Annotated in this window: 23 protein-coding genes and 1 tRNA gene; 13 read left to right on the forward strand and 11 right to left on the reverse strand. The window is 74.9% G+C overall.

The genetic code is table 11. From position 1 onward, the window contains the following. Positions 1-73: 73 nt before the first annotated feature. A complete protein-coding gene (locus H7X46_RS26890) occupies positions 74-862 on the reverse strand; it encodes an MBL fold metallo-hydrolase (RefSeq protein ID WP_186362000.1) in 789 nt (262 codons plus the stop codon). After that, positions 859-1,662 carry an NUDIX hydrolase gene (locus H7X46_RS26895; protein ID WP_222131449.1) on the reverse strand — a complete coding sequence of 268 codons (804 nt, stop codon included), beginning with the start codon at positions 1,660-1,662 and terminating at the stop codon, positions 859-861. Before H7X46_RS26895 ends, H7X46_RS26890 begins: the two co-directional genes overlap by 4 nt. A 52-nt stretch (positions 1,663-1,714) precedes the next feature. Here H7X46_RS26895 and H7X46_RS26900 point away from each other — a divergent pair, with 52 nt between their 5' ends. Further along, on the forward strand, positions 1,715-2,620 hold the full coding sequence (locus H7X46_RS26900) for a Gfo/Idh/MocA family protein (RefSeq protein ID WP_186362002.1): 906 nt from the start codon (positions 1,715-1,717) through the stop codon (positions 2,618-2,620). On the opposite strand, the gene H7X46_RS26905 is transcribed toward H7X46_RS26900, so the two are convergent. Genes H7X46_RS26905 through H7X46_RS26920 form a run of 4 tightly spaced genes read right to left on the reverse strand, consistent with a single transcriptional unit; the run spans position 2,621 to position 7,167 of the window. Continuing rightward, positions 2,621-5,902, reverse strand: coding sequence for a hypothetical protein (locus tag H7X46_RS26905; RefSeq protein WP_186362003.1), 3,282 nt, complete (start codon positions 5,900-5,902; stop codon positions 2,621-2,623). It abuts the gene before it with no gap. 40 nt (positions 5,903-5,942) lie between these two features. Continuing rightward, on the reverse strand, positions 5,943-6,497 hold the full coding sequence (locus tag H7X46_RS26910) for a hypothetical protein (protein ID WP_186362004.1): 555 nt from the start codon (positions 6,495-6,497) through the stop codon (positions 5,943-5,945). Between the two features lie 47 nt (positions 6,498-6,544). Then, on the reverse strand, positions 6,545-7,000 hold the full coding sequence (locus H7X46_RS26915) for a RidA family protein (RefSeq protein ID WP_186362005.1): 456 nt from the start codon (positions 6,998-7,000) through the stop codon (positions 6,545-6,547). After that, entirely contained in the window at positions 6,997-7,167 is a 171-nt protein-coding gene (locus tag H7X46_RS26920; RefSeq protein ID WP_010241690.1) for a DUF4177 domain-containing protein, read from the reverse strand. The genes H7X46_RS26915 and H7X46_RS26920 overlap by 4 nt, the downstream gene beginning before the upstream one ends. A gap of 168 nt (positions 7,168-7,335) precedes the next feature. Here H7X46_RS26920 and H7X46_RS26925 point away from each other — a divergent pair, with 168 nt between their 5' ends. Both H7X46_RS26925 and H7X46_RS26930 read left to right on the forward strand, forming a co-directional pair. Next, positions 7,336-8,388, forward strand: a complete 1,053-nt coding sequence (locus tag H7X46_RS26925) for an ArsA-related P-loop ATPase (protein ID WP_186362006.1) — start codon at positions 7,336-7,338, stop codon at positions 8,386-8,388. Beyond that, positions 8,385-9,518: an ArsA family ATPase gene (locus tag H7X46_RS26930; protein WP_186362007.1), complete on the forward strand. Its 1,134-nt coding sequence runs from the start codon at positions 8,385-8,387 to the stop codon at positions 9,516-9,518. Before H7X46_RS26925 ends, H7X46_RS26930 begins: the two co-directional genes overlap by 4 nt. A 34-nt stretch (positions 9,519-9,552) precedes the next feature. Here the strand turns inward: H7X46_RS26930 and H7X46_RS26935 are convergent, their stop codons facing one another. Next, positions 9,553-10,245 carry a class I SAM-dependent methyltransferase gene (locus tag H7X46_RS26935; RefSeq protein WP_186362008.1) on the reverse strand — a complete coding sequence of 231 codons (693 nt, stop codon included), beginning with the start codon at positions 10,243-10,245 and terminating at the stop codon, positions 9,553-9,555. An 18-nt stretch (positions 10,246-10,263) separates the two neighbouring features. Then, entirely contained in the window at positions 10,264-10,551 is a 288-nt protein-coding gene (locus H7X46_RS26940; RefSeq protein WP_370589088.1) for a WhiB family transcriptional regulator, read from the reverse strand. Between the two features lie 226 nt (positions 10,552-10,777). Between H7X46_RS26940 and H7X46_RS26945 the strand changes: the two genes are divergently transcribed. From H7X46_RS26945 to H7X46_RS26965, 5 genes are all read left to right on the forward strand, one after another. Next, complete coding sequence (locus H7X46_RS26945; protein WP_370588998.1) at positions 10,778-13,189, forward strand: penicillin-binding protein; 2,412 nt, start codon at positions 10,778-10,780, stop codon at positions 13,187-13,189. A 172-nt stretch (positions 13,190-13,361) separates the two neighbouring features. Next, entirely contained in the window at positions 13,362-13,847 is a 486-nt protein-coding gene (locus H7X46_RS26950) for a hypothetical protein (RefSeq protein WP_186362010.1), read from the forward strand. 144 nt (positions 13,848-13,991) lie between these two features. Further along, positions 13,992-15,956, forward strand: coding sequence for a dTMP kinase (locus H7X46_RS26955; RefSeq protein WP_186362011.1), 1,965 nt, complete (start codon positions 13,992-13,994; stop codon positions 15,954-15,956). After that, the gene (locus tag H7X46_RS26960) at positions 15,953-17,104 is read left to right on the forward strand and encodes a DNA polymerase III subunit delta' (RefSeq protein WP_186362012.1); all 1,152 of its coding nucleotides are present in this window, start codon (positions 15,953-15,955) and stop codon (positions 17,102-17,104) included. Before H7X46_RS26955 ends, H7X46_RS26960 begins: the two co-directional genes overlap by 4 nt. A gap of 94 nt (positions 17,105-17,198) precedes the next feature. Continuing rightward, positions 17,199-17,275 (forward strand) — tRNA-Thr (locus H7X46_RS26965). 54 nt (positions 17,276-17,329) lie between these two features. Here the strand turns inward: H7X46_RS26965 and H7X46_RS26970 are convergent. Next, positions 17,330-17,914: a TetR/AcrR family transcriptional regulator gene (locus tag H7X46_RS26970; protein WP_186362013.1), complete on the reverse strand. Its 585-nt coding sequence runs from the start codon at positions 17,912-17,914 to the stop codon at positions 17,330-17,332. 96 nt (positions 17,915-18,010) lie between these two features. On the opposite strand from H7X46_RS26970, the gene H7X46_RS26975 reads away from it, so the two are divergent. Together H7X46_RS26975 and H7X46_RS26980 are read left to right on the forward strand one after the other, a co-directional pair. Then, positions 18,011-19,270 carry an NADH:flavin oxidoreductase/NADH oxidase family protein gene (locus H7X46_RS26975; RefSeq protein WP_186362014.1) on the forward strand — a complete coding sequence of 420 codons (1,260 nt, stop codon included), beginning with the start codon at positions 18,011-18,013 and terminating at the stop codon, positions 19,268-19,270. Beyond that, the gene (locus H7X46_RS26980; protein WP_186362015.1) at positions 19,267-19,971 is read left to right on the forward strand and encodes a type 1 glutamine amidotransferase domain-containing protein; all 705 of its coding nucleotides are present in this window, start codon (positions 19,267-19,269) and stop codon (positions 19,969-19,971) included. The genes H7X46_RS26975 and H7X46_RS26980 overlap by 4 nt, the downstream gene beginning before the upstream one ends. Before the next feature lie 99 nt (positions 19,972-20,070). On the opposite strand, the gene H7X46_RS26985 is transcribed toward H7X46_RS26980, so the two are convergent. Continuing rightward, a complete protein-coding gene (locus H7X46_RS26985) occupies positions 20,071-21,222 on the reverse strand; it encodes a M14 family metallopeptidase (protein ID WP_186362016.1) in 1,152 nt (383 codons plus the stop codon). Then, entirely contained in the window at positions 21,219-21,497 is a 279-nt protein-coding gene (locus tag H7X46_RS26990; RefSeq protein WP_186362017.1) for a hypothetical protein, read from the reverse strand. Before H7X46_RS26990 ends, H7X46_RS26985 begins: the two co-directional genes overlap by 4 nt. A gap of 308 nt (positions 21,498-21,805) precedes the next feature. On the opposite strand from H7X46_RS26990, the gene H7X46_RS30235 reads away from it, so the two are divergent. From H7X46_RS30235 to H7X46_RS27000, 3 genes are all read left to right on the forward strand, one after another. After that, on the forward strand, positions 21,806-21,931 hold the full coding sequence (locus H7X46_RS30235; protein ID WP_255426231.1) for a hypothetical protein: 126 nt from the start codon (positions 21,806-21,808) through the stop codon (positions 21,929-21,931). Then, entirely contained in the window at positions 21,928-22,974 is a 1,047-nt protein-coding gene (locus tag H7X46_RS26995) for a methyltransferase (RefSeq protein WP_186362018.1), read from the forward strand. The genes H7X46_RS30235 and H7X46_RS26995 overlap by 4 nt, the downstream gene beginning before the upstream one ends. Positions 22,975-23,078: 104 nt before the next feature. Next, the gene (locus tag H7X46_RS27000; RefSeq protein WP_370588999.1) at positions 23,079-24,380 is read left to right on the forward strand and encodes an erythromycin esterase family protein; all 1,302 of its coding nucleotides are present in this window, start codon (positions 23,079-23,081) and stop codon (positions 24,378-24,380) included. Positions 24,381-24,475 lie beyond the last annotated feature (95 nt).

Below are 24,475 nucleotides of genomic sequence, written 5' to 3' on the forward strand. Positions count from 1 at the left end.
CCCCACGCCGCACTCATGGAGCAAAGGTCCCGTCGCACGGGACTTTTGCTCCATGAGTGGGTTCGCGGACCGGTCAGCCGCGGAGGTGGTCCAGCTGGGCGCGCACCGACAGTTCGGCCGCGTCCCACAGGGAGGTGTCGACGTCGGCGTACACGACCTCGACGACGTCGCGCGGGCCGGCGTCCGGGCCGAGCTGCTCCAACGCGGCCCGGACCTGGTCGAGCCGCTGCTCGCGGTGCGCCAGGTAGGCGTTCGCGATCTCCGCCGCGTCCGGGAGCTCGGGGCCGTGCCCGGGCAGCACCGGGGTCCCGGCGGGTAGCTCGGCGATCCGGCGCAGCGAGTCCAGGTACGGGCCGAGCGCGCCGTCCGGATGCGCGATGACGGTGGTCCCGCGGCCGAGGATCGTGTCCCCGGACAGCAGCGCCGGGCCGTCCGCGCCGGGGCCGGTGAGCAGCAGCGACGTCGAGTCGGACGTGTGCCCGGGAGTCGCCATGACCTCCAGCTCGACGCCGGCCGCGGTGATCACCGTGCCGTCGGTGAGCGGGTCGGTGCCGATGGTCAGCGCCGGGTCGGCGGCGTACACCGGCGCGCCGGTCAGCTCCACGAACCGGCCGACGCCACCGGCGTGGTCCGGGTGCCGGTGGGTGAGGACGATCGCGGCCACCGGCACGCCGTCGGCGAGCGCCTCGAGGTGGCTCCCGTCGTCCTCCCCGGGGTCGACGACGATCCGCTGGCCGGAGTCCGGTACCGAGATCACCCAGGTGTTGGTGCCGTCGAGGGTCATCGGGCCGGGGTTGTCCTGCAGCAGCACCGACGCCAGCGGGTGCACCGACCGCATGCTGCCGTAGAGCGGGTGGCTCACGTCCGCACCTCCTCGTGTCGCCAGTCCGGGTCGCCGGGCAGGGTGATGGTGACGACCCGGCCCTCGCTGCGGGCCTCGGGCGTGATCGGGTCGATGTCCCGGCGGGCGGCCGCGTCGAGGACGGCGGCCGCATCGTCGTACCGGGCGAGCGCCTGCAGCGTGTGCAGGGTGGGCGCCATGAGCCGCAGGTCCCCGGCCGCGTAGCTGTCGAGGGCGTCCTGCGGGGCCCACCATCCGGCCTCGACGGCCTCGGTGGTGGCGTCGTCGGCGACCTGCCCCTCGGGGACGCGGGCGACCAGGAACGCCGTGTCGTAGCGCTTCGGGTTCCGGGTCGGGGTGATCCAGCGCGCCCAGGGGACGAGCAGGTCGGCGCGCAGCTCGAGGCCGTGCTCGGCGAGCAGCCCGGGCAGGGTCGCGCGGCGTCCGACCAGGTCGGACCGCCATGCCTCGGCCCCCGGGAGCGGCCCGGGCTCGCTGCCGGGGTGCGCGGGCAGCAGCACGCCGCACTCCTCGAACGTCTCCCGGACGGCCGCCGTCACCAGTGCGGCGGCGAGCTCGGGAGGCTGCCCGAGCCGCGCGCCGAACCGCGCAGGCCCGGGTCCGCGCCAGCGGTCCGGATCCGGGATGTCGTCGGGCGAGACCCCGCCGCCGGGGAACACCGTCATCCCGCCCGCGAACGCCATCGCGGCGACACGTCGCTGCAGGAACACCTGCAGACGGCCGTTTCCGGGCTCGTCGCGGACGAGCAGGACGGTGGCGGCCGGTTTCGGCTCCACCGGTACCGGAGCTGCGGGGGTCATGGCCACCGACCCTAGGTCACGATCGGCCGTCGTCGATGGTGAGAATGCCCGCATGCGGATCGGACTCGTCGGTGCCGGGCCGTGGGCGCGCAGCGTGCACGCGCCCGCGATCGCCGCCCACCCGCGCTGGGCGGCCGCCGGGGTGTGGGCGCGCCGGCCGGAGGCGGCCGGCGAGGTCACGGCGATCAGCGGTGGCTCGGCGTACGCGTCGTTCGACGCACTGCTGGAGGCCTGCGACGCCGTGGCGTTCGCCGTCCCCCCGGAGGTCCAGGCCACGCTCGTCCCGTGGGCCGCGGCCGCCGGGAAGCACGTGGTGCTGGAGAAACCGCTGGCGGTGGGCCTCGCGGATGCCGAGCGGGCCGCGGCCGCGGTCGACGCCGCCGGGGTCTGCTCGGTGACCGTGCTGACGCTGCGGTTCGCTCCCGAGGTCCGGGACTGGCTCGCGGCGATCGGGGACGGTCCGTGCGGCCCGGAAACGGTCGGGACGGCCCGCTGGCTGTCCGGGGCACTGCTCGGCGGCCCCTTCGCGTCGGCGCGGTGGCGGGCCGAGCACGGGGCGCTGCTCGACGTCGGCCCGCACGTGATCGATCTGCTGGACGCCGCGCTCGGTCCGGTCGACGCCGTCGAGCAGGCCCGGCGCGACGAACCGGACCTCTGGCGGATCGGGCTCCGCCACGCCGGTGGGGCCCGCAGCTCGCTCGTGCTGTCGTTGCGGACGCCGGTGGACCCGACCGAGTTCGAGGTGGCCGTCGTCGGCGGGGTCGGGCCGGACGGGCGCGGCCGGTTCCGCCTCGACCGCCGTCCGGCGGATCCGGTGGCCGGCTACACGAGCATCCTCGACGACCTCGCCGCCGCGGTCGACGCCGGCGACCGGTGCCACCCGGCCGGCGTGCACCGCGCACTGCACCTGCAGCGGATCATCGAGGAGATCCGGCGGCTGGCCGCCGTCCCGGCCTGATCAGGACCCGTCGGGGCGGGCGGTCCCGTTGCGGGGCGTCGGGTCGCTGCCGTTCTCCCGGGCGGCCAGCTCCTCGTGGAGCCGCTGCAGCAACCCCTGCTCGGTCGGGGTGAGCCGGTCGGCGAGACCACCGGACGCCCGCGGGAGCTCGGTGTCGTCGGGAGCGGCCACGTCCTCCTCGGCGGCGTCGTCGCCGGTGTCCTCGGTCAGCAGCAGGTGCCGGGGACGGCGCGACGGACCCGGGTGCGGTGTCACCGGGACCCCCGGGGCGTCCGAGATCGGTACCCCGGCCGTCGGGTCGCCGTCGGGGCCGGGTGAGCGCGCCCCGTCGTCGGTGGTTGCGTCGACCTGGCTCGCCCGGTCGGTCGGCAACGCGCGTGTCCGGTCGGCCGCCGGCGTGCTCGCCTCGTCGGCGGGGGTGTTCGCGTGGCCGGTCGGCAGCGCGCCGGTCGGGTCCGCGACCGTGCTCACCTCGTCGACCGGGACGCTCGTCCGGTCGGTCGGTAGTGCGCCGGTCGGATCCGGGATGGGTGTGCTCGCCCGGTCGGTGAGTGCGCTCTGCCGGTCGGCGGGTGGTGCGTTCTCCCCGGCGACGGTCTGAGCACCCGTCCCGGTGGCGGCCGGCGACGCCACGTCCCCGGCCCACGTGCCGGACGCCCAGTCCTGCAGCCAGGCGTCCTCGTCGGCCGCGGGGACCGCGGACGGGCCGACAGGGGCGTCGCCGGCAGGGACGTTCCCCGGCCACGATCCGTCGACGGTCCGGGGCGTGAGCGGGACGCTCGAGGTGCTCGGCTCGCCCGGGGGCCCGGCGTGCGGCGGTGCGGGGTGGGCCGGCCCGGGGACACCGTTCACCGGTTCCGGGAAGGTGCGATCGCGGCCGGCCGGGACCGTGCCGTGGGACGGGCGGGGCGGCTCCGTGTGCGAAGGCCCTCGACCGTCCGGGCCGCCAGCAGGGTTCGGGTATCGGACCGCCGGTGTGCCGTCCGGCTGCCCCGTACCGGCGGGCGGCCCGGTGCGGGGCCGACTGCCCGGCCCGGAGCCTGGCTGACCCCCGCCCGGCCGGGCGTCCGGGCCGGCCGGTCCGATGCCTGCTTGACCGCCGGCCGGGCTGGTGCCCGGGTGGACCCCGGCCCGTCCGGTGCCTGCCCGGTCCGGTCCGCGTCCGGGCCGTCCGTGCAGGTCAGGTCCGGTCCACTCGCCCGGCGCCGCGAACAGCGGGGGCGGCGGGCCACCGCGGTGATCCGGAACGCCCGGGCGGTCCGCCGCCGAGGTGGGCGCGCCCGCCGGGCCGGGAGCCGGGAATCCCGGCTCGGGGTCCCGTGGGGTCCGGTCGATTCCGGGCCGCTCGTGGCCGGCCGCCGGGTTCGGGAGCCCGCCCGCGTCGTCCGGCTCCGGTCGCGGTCCCGGGCTGCTGAACGGCGCCGTGGACGCGTCCTCGTGGGAGTCGGCGTCGAACCAGTCGCCCGCCGTCGTCCCGGCCGGGGGCTCCGGCAGGGACGGGGGCCGGCGGTCGAAGGGAGGCGGGGCGCCGAAGGCGTCCGCGCGACCGCGCGGGAACGGTGCCGGGTCCTGCCCCTGGGCGGCCGCGCCCCCGTTGACGTGCCGTCGGGGGAGGCGCTCGGCGCCGTTCCCGGCCGGGTGCGCCGCCGGACCGGTCGCTCCGGGGAGTCCCGGGTACGGCGGTGGTCCCGAACCCCAGGACCGTCCGTCGGCGGGTGCTCCGGCCGTCGCCGGCGGGGCCGCCGTCACCGGCGGGTCCGCCGGGGCGTCGGTGGTGGCCCGGAGACCGGACTCCGCGGGGCCGGCGCCGTCGGGGTCTGCCGAGCCGACGTGGGGTCCGCCAGCACCGGTGCTGCCGCTGCCCGCATCACCGTCGTCGGCGACGTGGCGGGTCTCGTCCGCGGCGGCAGCGGTCGAGCTGCCCGTTCCGTCGACGCCGCCTGCTCCGGCCGGGTCACCTGGACCGGTGGGGCTGCTCGGGCCGACCCCGCCGCCCGGCTCGGCCGCCCGGCCGCCGGAGGGTGCTCCGTCGGGCCCGTCCGCGCTGCGTGCTCCGGCGGCACCGAGCGCCCCGGCCGCACCGGCGACACCGAGGGCACCGGCGACCCCGAGCGCCCCCGACACCCCGTATGCACCGGCCGCGCCCGCTGTGCGGGCGCCACCGGCCGTGTCAGCAGCACCGGTCGGCGAGGTATCACCGGCCGTGCCGGGAGCGCTGGTCGTCCGGGCGTCGCTGGTCGTGGCGGGTGCGGTGGTCGTCCGGGTGTCGCTGGTCGTGGCGGGTGCGCCGGTCGGCGGTGCATCACCGGCCTCAGCAGCACCGGTCGTCCGGACATCGTCGGCGGTGGCGGCCGCCGGGCGGGCTTCGGCCGCGTGCTCGGCTGCGGTCGCGCGGGTGTCCTCGGCGGTGCCGGCAGCTCCGGTAGCCCGGGTATCGCCGTCGGCGGGGACGGCTCCGGTCGCCCGGGTATCGCCGTCGGTGCCAGCTGTTCCGGTCGTGCCGTCGGCTCCCGCCGCGCCGGCGCCACCGGACATGTCATCGGCCGCGACACCCGGGTCACCCGCACGGGATTGCGCGCCGCCCTCGCCGGTTCCGGCCGGGCGCGCGGACCCGGTCGCGGCAGACCTCACCGGTCCGCGGTCATCAGCCCGCAGGCCGCGGCCCTCCCGGCCGGCCGGCGCCGGCGCACCTCCCTCCGGCGCGCCCGCGGAGGGCAACGGCCGGGCGGCGTCCCGGGCGGCCCGGTGGTACGCCGTGTCGGGATCCGCACCGTCGCGCACCTCCACCGATGCCGCGAGCCCGGCAGCGGCCAGCGCCGACTGCGCCCGGTAGGTCAGCACCTCGGCCGACCCGTCCGCGGTGGTGCCGAGCAGTACCGGGTGCGGCAGCGGGCCCGGCGCGGATCCGGCCGGGGTGACGCGCCAGGCGAGCGTCCAACCGTCGTCCGGGGCGGACGCCGTGGTCAGCGCGCCGGCGAGCTCCGCGGCCCGGCCGTCCGGACCGTCGGCGGTGAACCGGTGCGGGCAGCCGCCCCGGGGCTCGGCACCGGGGGGCAGGCAACGGTCGGCGTCCGGCTGGACGCGGCGGGCGTCGGCCTCGCTGACCAGGTCCCGGCGCACGGCCGGAGGCAGCGCCACCCGGCCCGCGACGAGCTCCGCGACCAGCAGCTCGAGCGCGTGCCCCTCCTCGCCGACGGCGACGAGCTCCCGCGCGGTGGCGAGCAGGTCGTCGTCCACCCGGCCGGCCAGTTCCAGCAGCAACCGGTACGTGGGGTCGGACATGAGGCCTCCTTCGCGGGGCGCGGGGCGGACCCGCGGGACGTCAGCCGGTGGGCACCGGGGTCCGGTTCCACAGCGACACGGCGGCCGCGCATGCCGCCTCGTGGTACGGGGTAGGGGCGTCGGCGCCGGCCCAGACCTCGACCCGCGGGACGCGCTCGCCGTGCACCCGCAGCAACCGCTGCAGGGCGGCGGTCAGCAGGTGGGGCCGATCGGCGCCCCGGACCAGCAGGACCCGGGCGCCGTCGTCGCGAGCCGCGGCCAGCAGCTCCCTGGCCTCGCCCTGCACGACGGACGCGGCCGACCACGCCGCCAGGTCGGGCTCGACCGGGCCGAACGTCGGCGGGGCGGGCACGGAGCCGGCCTGTACCGCGTCCACGAGCCGCCGCGACGGCGACCCGGGTTCGACGAGCTCCGCGAGCAGGGCACGCTCGTCGTCGGTCAGGCCGATGCCGTGCCGGAGCAGCGTCCGCGGCAGCACCGTGCCCGCGGCGCTCCGGTCCCCACCGGCGACCCAGTCCCGCAGGCGCCACAGCAGCTCGTCGGGCACCCGCCCGGCGAGCCGCAGGAGCAGCTCGTGGCCGGCCGGCGCACTCATGTCAGCGGGCTCATGGTCAGCGGTGCTCACGGTCGTTCCGCTGGCTCTCAGCCGACCTCGACGACCAGCTCGACCTCGACCGGCACGTCCAGCGGCAGGACGGCCACGCCGACCGCTGACCGGGCGTGCGCACCGGCGTCACCGAAGATCTCGCCGAGCAGGTCGGACGCGCCGTTGACGACACCGGGCTGGCCGGTGAACGACGGGTCGGAGGCCACGAAGCCGACGACCTTCACGACGCCGGTCACGCTGTCCAGCCCGACCAGGCCGTCGACCGCGGCCAGTGCGTTCAACGTGCAGATGCGGGCCAGGTCGTAGGCCTGCTCGGGGGTCACCGCGGCACCGACCTTGCCGGTCGCCGCGACCTTGCCGTCGACGAACGGGACCTGGCCCGCGGTGAAGACCAGGTCCCCGCTGCGGCGCGCCGGGATGTAGGCCCCGGCGGGGGTCGCGACCGGGGGCAGGGTCAGCCCGAGCTCCTTCAGGCGGGCGAGCGCGCTCACTGCTGCACCGGCCGCTTGAAGAACGCGACGAGCTGCTCGGCGTTAGCGCCTGCCGTCACGGTGACCAGTTCCCAACCGTCCTGGCCGAAGTTGTCCAGGATCGCCTTGGTGTTGTGGATCAGCAGCGGGGCGGTCAGGTATTCCCACTTCACGACCGGGGAGCTCATGGCCGGACTCTAACCCGGACCACCGACGGCGCAACGAACTCCCGCGGCGGGTGGCCGTCCCGCTGCGACGGACGTCCCGAGAGAAGCTTGCGGAACGAGCATCGAGGCTGTGTGTGTCCCGCCTCGTCACCGAGCAGACCCGCCGACCCGCTCCGTACGCTTGATCGCGTGACGACGACCGTCCACCCCGACACAGCGGCCCGACCCGCACCCTGGCCGGACGCACTGGCCCAGGCCCGGCTGCACGTGGTCTCCGGCAAGGGCGGCACCGGCAAGACGACCGTGGCCGCGGCCCTCGCGCTCGCCCTCGCCACCGGTGGGAAGCGGGTACTGCTCGTCGAGGTCGAGGGCCGGCAGGGCATCGCGCAGGTCTTCGACAGCGCCCCGCTGCCCTACGAGGAACGGAAGATCGCGGTCGCGGCGGGCGGCGGCGAGGTGCGGGCGCTGGCTGTCGACACCGAGGCCGCGCTGCTCGAGTACTTCGAGATGTTCTACCGGCTCGGGGTCGCGGGCCGGACGCTGCGCCGGATGGGCGCGATCGAGTTCGCGACCACGCTGGCCCCCGGCCTGCGCGACGTCCTGCTCACCGGCAAGGCGAAGGAGTGCGTCACCCGGACCGCGGCCGACGGCCGCCCCGTCTACGACGCCGTCGTCCTCGACGCCCCGCCGACCGGCCGGCTGGTGACCTTCCTCGACGTGACCAAGGCGATGGCCGACCTCGCGAAGGCCGGCCCGATCCACGGCCAGGCCAAGGGCGTCGAGTCGCTCATCCACTCCCCGCGGACCGCGGTCCACCTGGTCACGCTGCTGTCCGACCTGCCGGTCACCGAGACCCTGGACGCGGCCGCCGAGCTGGACCGGGCGGGCATCCCGGTGGGGACGCTCGTCGTCAACCGGATGCGCGAGCAGTGGCTGCCGGACCGGTCGGTGACGGCGGCCGCCGGCGGCCGGGTGGACGCCGGCCGGATCCGCAACGGCCTGCAGAGCGCCGGGATCGAGCTCGGCCGCGACGAGATCGACGGCCTGGTCGCCGAGACGGTGGAGCACGCCGTCGCCGTCGCAGGCGAGTCCGCGGCGCTGGGCAGGCTGGACAGCGAACCGGACCCGCCGCTGCCCCGGCTGACCCTCCCCAACCTGCTCGGCGGGGTCGACCTGGGCTCGCTCTACGAGCTGGCGGAGTCGATGACCGCCCAAGGCGTGTACCTGGAGGCCCGTCGGTGAGCGAGCTGGAGATCGACGCGCTGGTCGACGACCCGGACACCCGGGTGATCGTCTGCTGTGGTGCGGGCGGGGTGGGCAAGACCACGACGTCCGCGGCGCTGGCCCTGCGGGCCGCCGAGCGGGGACGTCAGGTGGTCGTGCTGACCATCGACCCGGCCCGCCGGCTGGCCCAGGCGCTGGGCCTCGACGAGCTCTCGAACGACCCGGCGCCGGTGGCGGAGGCCGGGGGCGAGCTCGCGGCGATGATGCTGGACATGCGCCGCACCTTCGACGAGATGGTGCAGGGCCACGCGCCGCCGGAGAAGGCCCGGAGGATCATCGAGAACCCGTTCTACCAGGTCATCTCGTCGTCGTTCTCCGGCACGCAGGAGTACATGGCGATGGAGAAGCTGGGCCAGCTCGTGGCGGCCGGGACGTGGGACCTCGTCGTCGTCGACACCCCGCCGTCGCGATCGGCGCTGGACTTCCTGGACGCCCCGCAGCGGATGTCCCGGTTCCTGGACGGCCGCATGATCAAGCTGCTGGCCGCGCCCGCCCGGGCCGGCGGCCGGGGCCTGCGCCGGATCGTGGAGGCGGGCTTCGGGCTGTTCGCCAAGGCCGTCGGGACGATCATCGGCGGCCAGATGCTGCAGGACGCGTCGGCCTTCGTGCAGGCGTTCGACACGCTGTTCGGCGGGTTCGCCGAGCGGGCCGAGAAGACCTACGCGCTGCTCCGCTCGCCCGGCACCGCGTTCCTCGTCGTCGCCGCGCCGGAGCCGGATGCGCTGCGCGAGGCCGCGTACTTCACCGACCGGCTGTCGGCCGAGGACATGCCGCTGGCCGGGCTGGTGCTCAACCGGACCCACCCGGTGCTGGCGCCGGTGTCCGCGGCCCGGGCCCGGGCGGCCGCCGAGCAGGTCGGCGGGCCGGGCTCGCAGATCGCCGCGGCGGTGCTCCGCCTGCACGCCGACCGCGTCGACCTGCACGAACGCGAGGAGCACCTGCTGACCCGGTTCTCCGCGGCGCACCCGTCGGTGCCGGTCGTGCGGGTGCCCGCGCTGGCCGGTGACATCGCCGACCTCGACGGGCTCCGGCAGGTCGGGGACCTGCTGGCCGGGGAGGTCGAGCCGGGCGCCACGGCCACCGGCTAGCGCCCCGTGAGTGGCGAGGAGGGCCAGGACCCTGCTAACCACTCACGGGCGGCATCGCGAAGAAGATCATCGGGTTCGTCGTCGTCCCGCGTGCCCCGGTGATGCCCACCTCGGCCCGCACCGCGTCCAGCGCCCGCAGGTGCTCGCGGGCCGCGGGCCGGGCGGCGGTGAACCACGGCACCCCCCGCGCCCGCAGCCACCGCAGCACCTCGGCGCCCTCGGTGAACGGCCGCGCCCATCGCAGGTGGAACACGTCGTGCACGCTGGTGGGGGTGCCCGGCGCGATCCGCGGGAACAGGTTGGCCAGGTACCAGCGGCCGAACCGGCGCCCGTGGTCGGCGTCGACGAACAGGTAGCCGGTGCCGGCCGGGACGTCGCCGATCGTCTCCCGCAGGTCCCCCCGGTGGAACGTCCAGCGGTCCCCGGCCAGCGCGGGCGGGACCGTGCGGCGCACGTGGTCCACCCGGTCGAACGAGTGCAGGTGGCCGTGGCCGTTGTCGCGCAGCGCCGACAGGATCCAGGTCGTGGACCAGCCCCAGTACGTGCCGATCTCCACCACGTGCGACGGCCGGTGGTGGCGGAGCAGCAGGTAGGTGAGCTCGGCCTCGACGTCGTCGAGCTGCGGCGTGACGGTGGGCGACCCGGCCAGGAACGCCCGCTGCTGCGCGACCACCTGGGCGAGGTCGCCGGCGTGCCTGCGGTAGAGGCCGGAGAGGAACTCGAGCACGGGGCGAAGGTAGCCGGGTCAGGCCCCGCGCCGCCGTCCGGCGTAGTGGTCGCTGCGGGCCCGCCCGAGCAGCCCGGCCCAGTCGGTGACCTCGGGGCGCCTGCGCAGGACCGCGCGGCGGTCCCGCTCGGTCATCCCGCCCCACACCCCGAACTCGATCCGCTGGTCGAGGGCGTGCGCGAGGCACTCGGTGCGGACCGGGCAGGCGTAGCAGAACGCGCGGGCCCGGCGCTGGTCGGCTCCGGTGACGAAGAGGGCGTCGGCGTCGTCGGTGCGGCACCGCGCCGCGACACGCCAGTTCCAGATCGGACCTGACGGCCGGCGCCCGGCGGGGCGCAGCCGGGGCTTGCCGGTGCGCCGGGCGTCGATCGAGGAGACGTTGTGCTGCTCGGACATCGGTGGCCTCCCGGGGTCTGCGGCTGCTGACGATTCTCGGGAGGCACCGGGGCCCGGGGCAGCGCGCAAAACTACGCAACCCGGGGGACCCCGGACCTGACGGGTTCCTGACTCCGTGGCCCGTACGCTTGGCCGCGTGAGGTTCCCCCGGCGCCTGCTCCGCCCGATCGGCGTGCTCGCGGGTTTGTGCGTCCTGCTCGGCGTGGTCTCCGCGGGAATGCTGTTCCCGGTGGTCGGAGGCCTCGGGATCCTGTCGAACGAGGCCGGTGACAGCGTCACCTCCAGCTCGGTCGACCTGGTCAACAACCCGGCCCCGCGGACGACGACCCTCACCGACTCCGAGGGCCGCCCGATCGCCTACCTGTTCGACCAGAACCGCACCGAGGTCACCAACGACCAGATCTCGCCCGCGATGAAGGCGGCGATCCTGGCGATCGAGGACCGCCGGTTCTACGACCACCAGGGCGTGGACTGGCAGGGCACGCTGCGCGCGGTGGTCGCGAACTCGGCGTCCGGCGACGTCGTGCAGGGCGCATCGACGCTCACCCAGCAGTACGTCAAGAACTACATGCTCTACGTCGACGCCCAGACCGAGGCCGAGCGGCTCAAGGCGACCGAGCAGACCCCGGCGCGGAAGCTGAAGGAGGCCCGGATCGCCCTGCAGCTGGAGCGCCAGCTGTCCAAGGACGAGATCCTCAACCGCTACCTCAACATCGTCTTCATGGGCAACGGGTCGTACGGCGTCGCGGCCGCCGCGCGGACGTACTTCAACACGACCCCGGACAAGCTGACCGTGCCGCAGGCGGCGCTGCTGGCCGGCATGGTCCGCTCCACCACCCAGTTCGACCCCATCCAGAACCCGCAGACGGCGATGGAGCGGCGCAACCTCGTCATCGAGGTCATGCGGATCCAAGGCATGATCAACGACCAGCAGGCGCGGGAGGCCGCGGCGTCGCCGCTGGGTGTCGCGAACCCGCTGGTCCGGGTGCCGAACGGCTGCATCGGCGCCGGGGACATGGGCTTCTTCTGCAAGTACGTCGTCCAGTACCTCACCGAGGCCGGCTTCTCCGAGGAACAGATCAACCGGGGCGGCTACACCATCCGGACGACGCTCGACCGCCGGGCGATGACCGAGGTCAAGCGGTCCCTCGACAAGGAGGTGCCGCCGCACACCCGCAACGTCGCGAACGTGATGTCGCTGGTGCAGCCCGGGCAGGAGAAGCACCGGGTGCTGGCGATGGGCTCCAGCCGGACGTTCGGGCTCAACGGCGACGCCGAGGAGACCAGCTACGGGTTGCCGTACCAGCCGGTCAACCTGGGTGCGGGCTCCACGTACAAGATGTTCACCGCGGCGACGGCGCTGGAGAAGGGCCTCGGCATCAACTACTCGATGCAGGTGCCGCCGTCCGGGTACGCCTCGCCGATCTACGTCGACGGCAGCGGCCGGCCGATCCCGGTCGCCAACGCCGGCGAGGGCCTGCCGGCGCGGATGAGCATGACCGACGCCCTCGCCCAGTCGCCGAACACCGCGTTCATCAAGCTCGAGGAGTTCACCGGCGTCCCGGACGTCGTCGACATGGCGGTCCGGCTCGGCATGAAATCGCTGGCGACGACGCCGTTCGTCGATCCGGGCTCCGGTGAGCGCACCGACCGCTCGATCGCCGAGGTGATCAAGGAGCAGCAGCTGGCGTCGTTCACGCTGGGCGTGACGCCGACGTCGGTCCTGGAGCTGGCGAACGTCGGGGCCACCTTGTTCTCGCAGGGCAAGTGGTGCCCGCCGACGCCGATCGACTCGATCACCGACGCGAACGGCCAGAAGGTCCCGATCACCGAGGAGCCGTGCCAGCAGGCCGTCGACCCGGCACTGGCGAACACCATGGTCCACGGGCTGAGCAAGGACGACATCAACGGCACGGCCGCAGCCGCCGCCCGGGCCGCGGGGTGGAACCGGCCGATGGCCGGCAAGACGGGCACCACCCAGCAGCACAAGTCCGCGGCGTTCATGGGCGCGATCCCGGAGATGTCCGGCGCGGTCATCACCTTCGACAACTCGAACTCGCCGCGCCCGCTGTGCGACGGCGGCGGCGCCCCGTTCCCGTGCGGTGAGGGCAACATCTTCGGCGGCAAGACACCGGCCCGGACCTGGTACGGCGCGGTGTCCCCGCTGGTGGCGGGCACACCGCCGACGCCACTGCCGCCGGCCGACCCGCGGTACCTCGAGGGGGGCGCCGAGTCCCGGATCCCGGACGTCGTGGGCCGCTCGGTCGACGACGCCCGCGCCGAACTCGAAGGCGCCGGCTGGCAGGTCACGACCCGGACGGTGGACAACCGGGCCACCGAGGGGACGGTCGTCGGGCAGGACCCGCGGGGCGCGGCGCTGCCGGGCGAGCAGGTGACGCTGCAGGTCAGCAGCGGTACCGTGCCGGCACCGCCCCCGCCGCCGGGGCAGCCGACCCCGGGCCGGCCGACGCCGGGTGGCCCGCCGCCTCCGGACGGGGCCGGGCCCCCGCCCGGGGAGAACGGCGGTGATCGGCCCGACGGCGGCTGACCCGGCCCCGGGGCCGTCTGCGGCACGTGCCGCCGGGGCGAGGCGGCGGGCGGCCCCGCGCCGTCGTCCGGTCGCCGGATGCGCTCCGACCCGGTCACCCGGGTGGGGATGGTTCCGCGGCAGGCCGTCGCGGGAGGCGGCGGTCGGCGCCGGTCCGCCCTAGCATGCGGCAATGGCCGTGCGGTGGAGGACCAGGCGTACCGCGCTGGCCCGCGCCGACGACGGGCGCTGGGGCGTGGCGCGGCTCGTCGCGCAGCGCGAGGCGGCTCGGTGCGCCGCTCGCTCCGCGGTCCCCGGGCCGGCCACCGGCGAGCCGGACGCCGCGGACCCGCCGGGGCAGCAGCCCGAGGACACCGTTCCGGACCCCCGCACCCCACGGCCCGCGTCACCGGGCAACCCGGTCCCCCCGAGCCCCCGGCGCGCCCCGGCCGGGCCCGCTCCCGACCTGCCGGTTCCGCGCCGCCCGCAGCGGCCGTCGGACGAGGGCCCCGTCTACCGTCCGCCCGCGGTGTCCGCACGCCCGCCGGTGGACCTCGAACCCGGCCTGCTCGGGTTCTCCCGGCTCACCCGCAGCCGCACGGGAGCCCGGGCGTTCACCCTGTTCTTCGTGGCGATCTACCTGGTCATCCTGGTCCAGACGCTGTTGACGATCGTCTGACCCCGGGCCGGGTGTCGCGGGCGGCGTGTGGTGGTACGCCGGGCTGTCGGTGGCCCCGACTATCCTCGTCAGCGGACCGGCCGCCGTCGTGTCAGGGGGTGAGCAGCGATCGCGTCATCGCAGCCCACGTCGACCGCGCATCGCGTGTCGTCGGTCCTGGCGATCCCTGCGTTCCGCCGCCTCTGGTCGGTCACCGCGCTGACCGCGACCGGCGAGTGGATGTCGCTGCTCGCGCTCACCTCCCTGGCCACGCACCTGACCGCGGAGTCCGGCTACACGGCGCAGAGCTTCGCGCTGGGCGGTGTCGTCGCGACCAAGCTGGTCCCGTCGCTGGTGTTCGGTCCGCTGGCCGGGGTGCTCGCGGACCGCTTCGACCGGCGCAAGGTGATGGTCACCTGCGACCTGCTGAAGTTCGGGCTGCTGGCGTCGATCCCGTTCGTCGAGTCGCTGTGGTGGCTGCTGGCGGTCACGCTGCTCATCGAGCTGTGCACGATGTTCTGGATCCCGGCGAAGGACGCGGCGGTCCCCAACCTGCTGCGCCGCCCGGATCAGATGGAGGCCGCCGCGCAGCTGGGTCTTGTGGTCACCTACGGCGTCGCGGTGATCGGCGGCGCCGGGCTGTTCGCCCTGGTCACGAAGTTCGCGCCGCTGATCGACGAGGGTCATCCGATCGCCGCGGTGAACGCTGCGCTGTTCCTCAACTCGTTCGTGTTCCTGTTCGCCGCGCTCGTGGTCTTCTTCCGGATCCCGGAGATCTCCGGACGGTCCGCGGCCGCGGACCGGCGGGAGGCCTCGCCGTCGATCCTGTTCCTGCTCCGGGACGGCTTCCGGTTCGTGGTCGACACGCCGCTGGTCCGCGGGCTGGTCGTCGGTATCATCGGCGCGTTCGCGGCCGGGGGTGCTGTGATCGCCACCGCCAAGCTCTACGCGTCCAGCCTCGGCGGCGGTGACGCCGCGTACTCGGTGCTGTTCGTGTCGGTCTTCGCCGGGCTGGCGCTCGGGATGGCCATCGGCCCGCGCCTGGCGCAGCGGCTGCCGCACAACCGGCTGTTCGGCACGGCGATCGTCGCGGCCGGGCTGTCGCTGGTCGTCGTCGCCGTCGCGGTGCACCTGTTCATGGCGATCGCCGCGGTGATGCTCGTCGGCGCGTTCGCCGGGATCGCGTTCCTCACCGGGCTGACGATCATCGGAACCCAGGTCGACGACCGGATCCGCGGCCGGATCAACGCGTTCGTCCAGTCCCTGGTGCGGCTGGTGCTGCTCGGGTCGATGTCGCTGGTGCCGGTCGTGGTGGGTGTCGTCGCCACCCGGACGATCACCATCGGTGACGTGCCCTTCGTCGTCGACGGCACCCGGTTCGTCCTGGCCGGAGGCGGGCTCGTCGCCGCGGTCGTCGGCACGATCGCCTACCGGCAGATGGACGAGCGCGGCCTCGAACCCCTGGTCAAGGACCTGGTCTCGGCCCTGCGCTCGGGCGAACGGCGGACCGGTGCGGGCGTGCTGGTGGCGGTCGAGGGCGCGACCCCGGAGGAGACGGTCACCCAGGCCCGCCGGCTCGCGGCCACGCTGCGCGAGCACGGGTACCGGGTCGCCGAGCCCGGCCCGGGCACGCACGACGCCGCCCGCTGGATCGCCGCGACCCGCGAGGCCGACCTCGCCGGCCTGCGCGCGAAGGCACTCGCCGCGGCCGCCGTCCGGGCCGATCTCGTGGAGCGGGAGGTGCGCCCCGCCCTGGACGAGGGCGCGGTGGTCGTCATGGACCGCTTCATGGCCAGCCCGCTCGCCCGGTTCGGTGCCGCTGCCGAGCAGATCGGCGCCGGGCCGGACGACGGCGAGCTCGAGGACCTCGCCCGCTGGGCCACCGGCGGGCTGCGGCCGGACCTGTCCGTGCTGCTGGACCGGGCGCCCGCGTCCCGCCCGGACCCGGGTGTCGCGGGGGTCGAGCACGCCCGGGTGCAGCGGCTGCTGGCCCGCACGCTGGCCACGCAGGGCCCGCAGCGTTCGGTCGTGGTCGACGCCGACGGCAGCGAGGACGAGGTCGCCGGCCGGGTCCTCGAGCGGGTGCTGCCGCTGCTGCCGCCGGCCGGGATGCGGGAGGGCGCGTCGTGACGGTCTGGGCCGACGTCGTCGGGCAGCCGGCCGCCGTCGCGGAGCTGTCCGCCGCGGCCGCGGACCCGACCGCGATGACGCACGCGTGGCTGTTCACCGGCCCGCCCGGCTCCGGGCGGTCCAACGCGGCCCGGGCGTTCGCCGCGGCGCTGCAGTGCCGCTACGACGGGTGCGGCGAGTGCGCGGCCTGCCGGACCACGCTGGCCGGCACCCATTCCGACGTCCGGGAGATCAACCCCGAAGGCCTCTCGATCAAGGTCGACGAGATGCGTGCCCTGGTCCAGCTGGCGGCCCGCCGCCCGGCCACCGGCGCCTGGCAGATCGTGATCATCGCCGACGCCGACCGGCTCACCGAGGGCGCGTCGAACGCGCTGCTCAAGGCGGTCGAGGAGCCGGCGCCGGAGACGGTGTGGCTGCTCTGCGCCCCGTCCGACCATCCCGAGGACGTGCCGGTCACGATCCGCTCGCGCTGCCGCCCCGTCCACCTGCGCAGCCCGTCCCCCGATGCGGTCGCCGGGGTGCTCCGCGACCGCGACGGGATCGAGCCCGAGCAGGCGCGGTGGGCGGCGTCGGTGTGCGGCGGGCACGTCGGCCGGGCCCGGCGGCTCGCCCGCGACGCGCAGGCCAGGGCGCGGCGCGAGGAGATCCTGGCCGTGCCGACGAAGCTGCGCCGGCTCGGCGACGCGTTCTTCCACGCCGACGTGCTGATCCGGTCCGCGGAGGCGGAGGCCGAGGAGCTCCGGGCGTCCCGGGACGAGTCCGAGCGCGAGGAGCTCGCCGTCGCGATGGGCGCGGGCGGCACCGGCAAGGGTGCCGCCGCGGCGGCCCGGTCGGCGAAGGCGGCCGAGCGCGACCTGGAGAAGCGGCAGAAGAGCCGGGCCACCCGCACCCAGCGCGACGCGCTGGACCGGGCCCTGGTCGACCTGGCCGGGTTCTACCGGGACGCGATCGTGGCCGCGTCCGGGTCCGGGGTGCCGCTGACCAACCCGGACCGGGAACGGGAGGTCCGGGTCGCGGCCGCGGAGTGGGGGCCGGAGTCGTCGCTGCGCCGCCTGGAGGCCGTCCTGGCCTGCCGGGACGCCCTGGAGCAGAACGTGAAACCCCGGATCGCCGTCGAGGCGATGATGACCGCCCTGTACCGGGGGTGACCGGCACCGACGCGGCCCGCGACCGCGCGGCGCCGTGATCCGGTGGGGGTCGGCGAGGCCGCGGCGGGCGGTCGCTACACTTGCCACGCACCACGCCGCCTTAGCTCAGTCGGCCAGAGCGACGCACTCGTAATGCGTAGGTCGCGGGTTCGATTCCCGCAGGCGGCTCCACGAAGCCCCTGGTAGCACACCGCGCCAGGGGCTTTCGCGTGTCCGGGTCGTCGCTCAGTGCGGTGCCGGGGTTCCGAGCACCGCGGCCACCGACGCGCGGACCGTGCGCTCGACCGCCGAGGGGTCGGCGGCGTCGAACTTGCCGTCGAGGTGGAGGAAGGCGAGGCCGTGCGCGAGCGCCCAGAGCGTCCTGGCCATGGTCCCGGGCGCCGTCGTGGCGAGCACGCGGGCGACGGTCGCGTGCAGGTAGTCGTTGATCGCGGTGGCCGCGGCGACCCGCTCGGGACTGTTCGGGTCGCACGGCTCGGCGAACATCACCCGGAACATCGCCGGGTGGTCCAGGGCGAACCGGACGTAGGCGACCGCGATGTCGGCGAGGTCGCCGGGGCGTGCGGGTTCCGGGTGGGCGGCATCCAGGGCCGCGGCCAGCTCGCGGTAGCCCTCGGCGGCGACGGCCGACAGCAGGGCCTCGCGGTCGTCGAAGTGGCGGTACGGCGCGGTCTGCGAGACACCGGCCCGCCGGGCCACCGCCCGGAGTGACAGCCCGGAGTCCCCGGTCTCCTCCAGCAGCTCCCGCGCCGCGCGGATGCAGGCGGCGCGCAGGTCGCCGTGGTGGTACGAGGCGGTCGCCTGCGACACGGATCACGCTCCCAATGTTTACAGCGCTCACGCACCGTCGGTAATGTGTGCGGTGCACACATCGTCTCACGTCGGTGACCGAGTATGGAGGACCGCATGCCGTCCGAACTGTTCTCACCCCTGCACCTCCCCTCGGGGGCGGTGCTGCGCAACCGGATCGCCAAGGCCGCGATGGAGGAGAACCTGGCCGGGGAGGGTCAGCTGCCCGATCACCGGTTGTTCGAGCTGTACCGGCGCTGGAGTGCCGGCGGTACCGGGCTTCTCATCACCGGCAACGTCATGGTGCACGCCGAGGCGCTGACCGGCCCGGCCGGTGTGGTGCTCGACGACGCCACGCCGCTGGAGCCGTTCCGCGAGTGGGCACGCGCCGGGCGCTCCGGCGGCGCCGCGGTGTGGATGCAGGTCAACCACCCGGGGCGGCAGATCGAGGCGGACATGCCGGGCGTGGTGTGGGGCCCGTCCGCGGTCGGTGTCGACCTCGGCCGGCAGAGCAGCCGGTTCGGCAGCCCCCGGGCGATGACGGCGCGGGAGATCGCCGACACCGTGCAGCGGTTCGCCGTCACGGCCGCCCGCGCGGAGGAGGCCGGGTTCGACGGCGTCGAGATCCATGCCGCGCACGGTTACCTGCTCTCGCAGTTCCTCTCCCCGCTGGCGAACCGGCGTACCGACGAGTGGGGCGGTTCCCTGGAGAACCGGGCCCGGATGTTGCTCGACGTGGTGCGGGAGGTCCGCTCCGCGGTGTCGCCGTCGTTCGCGGTGGCGGTGAAGCTGAACTCCGCCGACTTCCAGCGGGGCGGGTTCGACGCCGACGACGCGCGCCGGGTCATCGGCTGGCTGGACCCGCTGGGCGTGGACCTGGTCGAGCTGTCCGGGGGCAGCTACGAGAGCCCCGCGATGACCGGGCGCCCGGCCGACGAGCGCACCCGTTCCCGCGAGGCGTACTTCCTCGACCTGGCCACGGATCTGGTCGCGACCAGTCCGCTGCCGTTGATGCTCACCGGCGGGATCACCCGCCGCGCCACCGCCGAGCAGGTGCTCGCCGGCGGCGTCGCCGTCGTGGGAATGGGCACGTCCCTGGCCGTCACCCCGGACCTGCCGGACCGCTGGCGCCGCGGACAGGAGGCCGGCCGCGCGCTGCGGCCCGTGACCTGGTCGAACAAGCCGCTGGCCTCCGCCGCGAGCATGGCCCAGGTCCGGCGCCAGCTGCGGCGACTCGCCCGCGGAGCCCCGACCGCACCGGGCGTGTTCCCGGCCTACGCTCTGGCCGTCGAGCAGGTCCGGCGGCGACACGCCCTGCGCCGCTACCGCAGCTGGCTGGCCGCCCGGCCGTCCGCAACGAAGGAGTACGCACGATGACCTCGGTCCTGTTCGTGGTCACCGCGGCCGACCGCTGGACGCTCTCCGACGGGACCGTCCACCCGTCCGGGTTCTGGGGTGAGGAGCTCGCCGTCCCGCACCGGATCTTCACCGGGGCCGGCTGGGAGGTCACGATCGCGACCCCCGGCGGGATGCCGCCCACACTGGACAAGCTGAGCATGTCCCGTACCGCGGGACGCCCGTCGAAGATCCGTGAGGTCGCCGCGTACCTCGAGTCCATCCAGGACCGGCTCGACTCGCCCCGCTCCCTCGACGACGTCGACGAGGCCGCGTTCGACGTCGTGTTCTACCCGGGCGGGCACGGCCCGATGGAGGACCTCGCGGTCGATCCGGTATCCGGTGCCCTGCTGACCCGGCGGCTGCGTTCGGGCCTGCCGCTGGCCCTGCTCTGCCACGCGCCCGCCGCGACGCTGGCCGCTCGCGACGACGACGGCGGCTGGCCGTTCGCGGGCTACCGGATGACCGGGCTGTCCAACGTCGAGGAACGGCTCAACACCTTCGGTTGGAAGGCGCCCTGGTACCTGGAGGACCGCCTCAGGGAGAACGGCGCCGACTACTCCAAGGCGCTCGTTCCGCTGCGGCCGCACGTCGTGGTCGACCGCAACCTCTACACCGGACAGAACCCGTTCTCGTCGGAGAGGCTCGCCGAGCGGATCGTGGCCGACGTGACCGGGCGCTGAGGGGCGGCCGGCCGACGACGAGACGGCCCATCGGCGGGAGTGCCGGCTGTTCCGTTCCTCGCTGAGGCCCGTGAAAGCACACCAGCCGCGGCTGAAGCGCTACTCCGAGACTGGTGACGGCTGCTTGTCGAACACGTGCCCGATGAACTGCAGCGCCGCGGGCAGGTTCTCCTCCCAGGTCGGCTGGATCTGGTCGGGTGGCAGGATGAAGCCACCTTCGGCCTGGGTGTCGGGCCGGAGCTCGATGGTGAACGAGGGCACCCCGTACTCGCCGTAGGTCCAGTCGGTGGTGTCTCCGGCGGTCGGGTAGAGCGCCGACGACTGCTGGACGGTGTAGGTCTCGCCGTGGACCTGCCGGATCAACCGCGCCATGTCCTGGCCGAGGCCCTGCATCTCCCGCCGGTCGTGGGCGTCGGCGATCTGCGTGGAGGTGTAGCCCCACGGGTAGAGGATCAGCTGCGAGTAGCTGTGGTAGGTCAGCACCCCGGCCGGCAGTTCGCGGGCGACGAGGTTGCGCACCGCGCGGACCTCGGGCTCGGAGAACGCCCTCGGCCCGACATAGGTCTCGTCGCGGGGTACGTGACTGGACGTGCTGATGTTGAGCGTCCCCCACATGTAACCGTAGTTGCGGTTCGGGTCGACGCCGCGGCTACCGTCGGGGTTCAGCCGTCGGTTCTTGCGCCACAAGCGGTCCTGGGTGCGGGTGTGCTCGTGTCCGTCCGGGTTGACCATGGGGGCGACCCAGATCTCGCCCTTGCGCAACCACTGCTGAACCGGGTCGGTGCCCGACCGGGTCACCAGGTGCTCGGCGAGCAGATACGGCACCTCGACCGCGATCCACTCGCGAGCGTGATGGCAGCCCAGGAACACCATCTTGAGCGGGTTGCCGCGTCGTTCTCCGATCCGCAGGGCCCAGATCGGCCGGTCCTCCACGCTCCGGCCGATCTCGTGCAGCTCGGCGACGTCGGGATGGTCGTCCGCCAGCCGTTGCAGGTCCGCAGTGAGTGTCTCGACGGTGTGGAAGCCGGCCAGTGCCTCGTCGGTGGCGAAGGTCGACAGGTAGGCCTGCGTCTGCTGCAGCTCCTCGACGGCGTAACCCATGTGTTCGAGCCGCTCGGCCTGCGCCGGAGCGGCCTGCAGGACCAGGTGCTCGGGTTTGACCTCCCACACGTCGAGACCCAGCGGCGAGGACAGCAGGTGCTCCAGTGGAGCCCGTGGACTGTCCGAGGTCACCTTCACGATCACCGTCATCTCGGCCCGCCTTCCTGGTTGTCGTTGTCGCCCTCGCCGGTACCGGCGGCCCGACGCCGGGCCCGTTCCACGAACTCCGACTGGCGTGAGATCCGCACGACGACGGCCAGTCGCCGCCGCTCCACCTCGGACAGCTGGTTCTCGGTCGCGGCCACCACCAGCGAGTCGCCGTGGCGCTCCCACACGTCCAGGCCCGCCGAGGACGCGAGCACGTCGTCGACGCTGCCCTCACCCAGGGGGGTGAGCCGGGCGATCCAACGATCTTCCGCGATCATGACCTCCCCCGACGGCTCGGTGAGTGGTCCGTGTTTCCGCCTGCCACGTCGAGCGGGACCCGCGGGAACGGGATCTCTGCATCGAGACGCTGCTGGGACGAGCCGCGACACCGTCGGTTACGGATCGGTTCACCCGGATCCCTCGGTAGCCACTCGAAGCCGGAGCGTGACCATGCAGGTTCGCAATGGTCGCAGCCACGGGCGGTGTGACGCATCCATCGCATTGGGTATCGACAGGGCGGACGGGTCGAGCGGGAGTGCCGATTCGTCCAAGCCACACCCGCCACGGCAGGCCTAGCGTCCCGCCCATGAGCACCGATCCGATCGTCCGTGACCCCAACTCCGAGCCACCGTTCCCGATCACCGCGCCCGGACCCGCCGGGACCGTTCCCGGCCGGCAGGGCGGGACCGACCGGGCGCAGGAGTCACCGTGACCGCCGCCGGGACGGCCGAGGCCGGCGCCGAACGTGAGCGGCTGTTCGGGCTGCTGTGGGGGTTCTTCCCCGCGCAGCTGCTCCGCACGCTGGCGCAGCTGGGAGTTCCCGACGCGCTCGCGGACGGGCCCGCCGACGTCACCACGCTCGCCGCGCGGACCGGGACGCACCCGCCGTCGCTGCGCCGGCTGCTCACGGCCGGCGTGGGGCTGCAGCTGGTGACCGCGGCCGGCGACGACCGCTACGAGCTCGCCCCGGCCGGGCACCTGCTCCGCACCGGGGCCCCCGGTTCGCTGGGCAACCTGGCGCAGCTGTTCTGCGGCGACGCCACCTGGCGCGCCTGGGGCGAGCTCGGGTGGAGCGTGCGAACCGGTGCCCCGTCGTTCGAGAAGGTGACCGGCCGGACGGCGTTCGCGCACATCGCGGCCGACCCGACGCTGTCCGCGGTGTTCACCGAGGCGATGGCCGAGGGCACCCGGGCCGGCGCGCCGGCGATCGTCGCCGCCTGCGACCTCGACGGCGCCGGCACGCTCTGCGACGTCGGCGGCGGCAACGGCACGTTGCTGGCCGCGTTCCTCGCCGCCCGGCCCGAGCTGCGCGGCGTCCTGTTCGACACCGCGGACGGCCTCGGGGACGCCGCCACCGTCCTCGCCGGCGTCGCCGACCGCTGCCGGATCGAGGCCGGTGACTTCTTCGCCGAGGTCCCGAGCTGTGATGCCTACGTCGTCAAGAGCGTCGTGCACGACTGGGACGACGACCGGGCGACCGCGCTGCTGGCCAGGATCCGGGCGGCCGCGCCCCCGAACGCCGCGTTGTTCCTGGTCGAGCCGGTGCTGCCCGCCGATCCGGCCGAGCTCACGCAGGTGCCGACCATGCTGATGAGCGACCTGAACATGCTCGTCTGCACCGGGGGCCGTGAGCGCACCGCGGCGGACTTCACCGCGCTGCTCGTCGCGGCCGGCTGGCGGCTCGTCGACGTGGCCCCCACCGAACGGCACGGCTACTCGGTGCTGCGCGCCGCGCCGGACCGTCCTCGCGAGTAGCCGCGCCGGGTCGCGGGTAGGCGCCCGGCACGCGACGACCGAGGAGGAACGATGCCGGAGCCGGGCAGGACGAACGGCGCACGGCCGGCAGGTGGGTGCCGTACGTGAGCCGCCGCGACATCGACGCGGTGCGGGCGCTGGCCCGGCCCCTGCGCACCGACGCCGACCTCGACGACCTGGTCGAGCGCATCGGGGACGCCCGGCTGGTGCTGATCGGGGAGGCCTCGCACGGCACCCACGAGTTCTACGCGTGGCGGGACCGGCTGACCCGCCGGCTGGTCGCCGAGCGCGGCTTCGGGTTCGTCGCCGTGGAAGGCGACTGGCCGGACAGCCGCCGCGTGCATCGCTACGTCGTCGGCGACCCGGAGGCTCCCGCGGACGCGGACCGCGTGCTGCGCGGTTACGACCGCTGGCCGACCTGGATGTGGGCCAACACCGCGGTGTCCGCGGCCGCACGGTGGCTGCGTACGCACAACGCGGGCCTGCCGGCTGCCGAGCGGGTCGGCTTCCACGGGCTCGACGTCTACAGCCTGTACCGGTCGATGACGGCGGTGCTGGACTGGCTGTCCGAACACGAGCCGGAGCTGGCCGAGGCGGCGCGGGCCGCCTACGCGTGCTTCGAGCCGTTCGGGACCGACCCGTTCGAGTACGCGCGGGCGACCCGGTGGGTGCCGGAGAACTGCGAAGCGCCCGTCGTCGACGTGCTGACCGCGCTGTGCGAGCGGGGCGCCGCGGCCGACGGCGGCGAGGACCGGTTCGCCGCAGAGCAGAACGCCGCCGTGGTGGCCGGCGCCGAGCGCTACTACCGCACCGCGGTGCGCGGCGGGGCCGCGTCGTGGAACGTGCGGGACGAGCACATGGCCGACACCCTCGACCGGCTGCTCGAGCATGCCGGCCCGGGTGCGAAGGGCGTGGTGTGGGCGCACAACACCCACATCGGCGATGCCGCGGCCACCGACATGGTCGCGTACGGCATGACCAACCTGGGCCGGCTGGCCCGCGAGCGGCACGCCGACGACGGCGTGGTGCTGGTGGGGCAGGCCGGCCACCGTGGCGAGGTGATGGCCGGCGACCACTGGGGCGCCCCCGCCTGCCGGCTGCCGGTGCCCGCCGGCCGCGCGGGCAGCGCGGAGGACCTGCTGCACGACGCGCTCGGTGACCAGGCCTCGGTGCTGTCGTTCCCGCCGTCGCCGGACCAGCCGTCGTGGCTGCGGAGCCCACTGGGGCACCGCGCGATCGGCGTCGTCTACCACCCGGAGCGCGAGCACCGGGGCAACTACGTGCCCTCCACCCTGGGCGACCGATACGACGCGCTGCTCTGGTTCGGCGACACGACGGCGCTGCAGCCGGTGCGCGCCGAGCCGGCCGACGACCCGGAACCGGAGACGAGGCCGTCCGGGGTGTGACCCGCGGGCTCGGGTATTGATCAGCGCGATTCCGTCCCGGGCTGGGCGAAAGGTGCGGGTCACCGTCCGACGGGGGTCGATCAGCACGTTGTCGT

Source organism: Pseudonocardia sp. C8 (genome assembly GCF_014267175.1).
Classification (GTDB): domain Bacteria; phylum Actinomycetota; class Actinomycetes; order Mycobacteriales; family Pseudonocardiaceae; genus Pseudonocardia.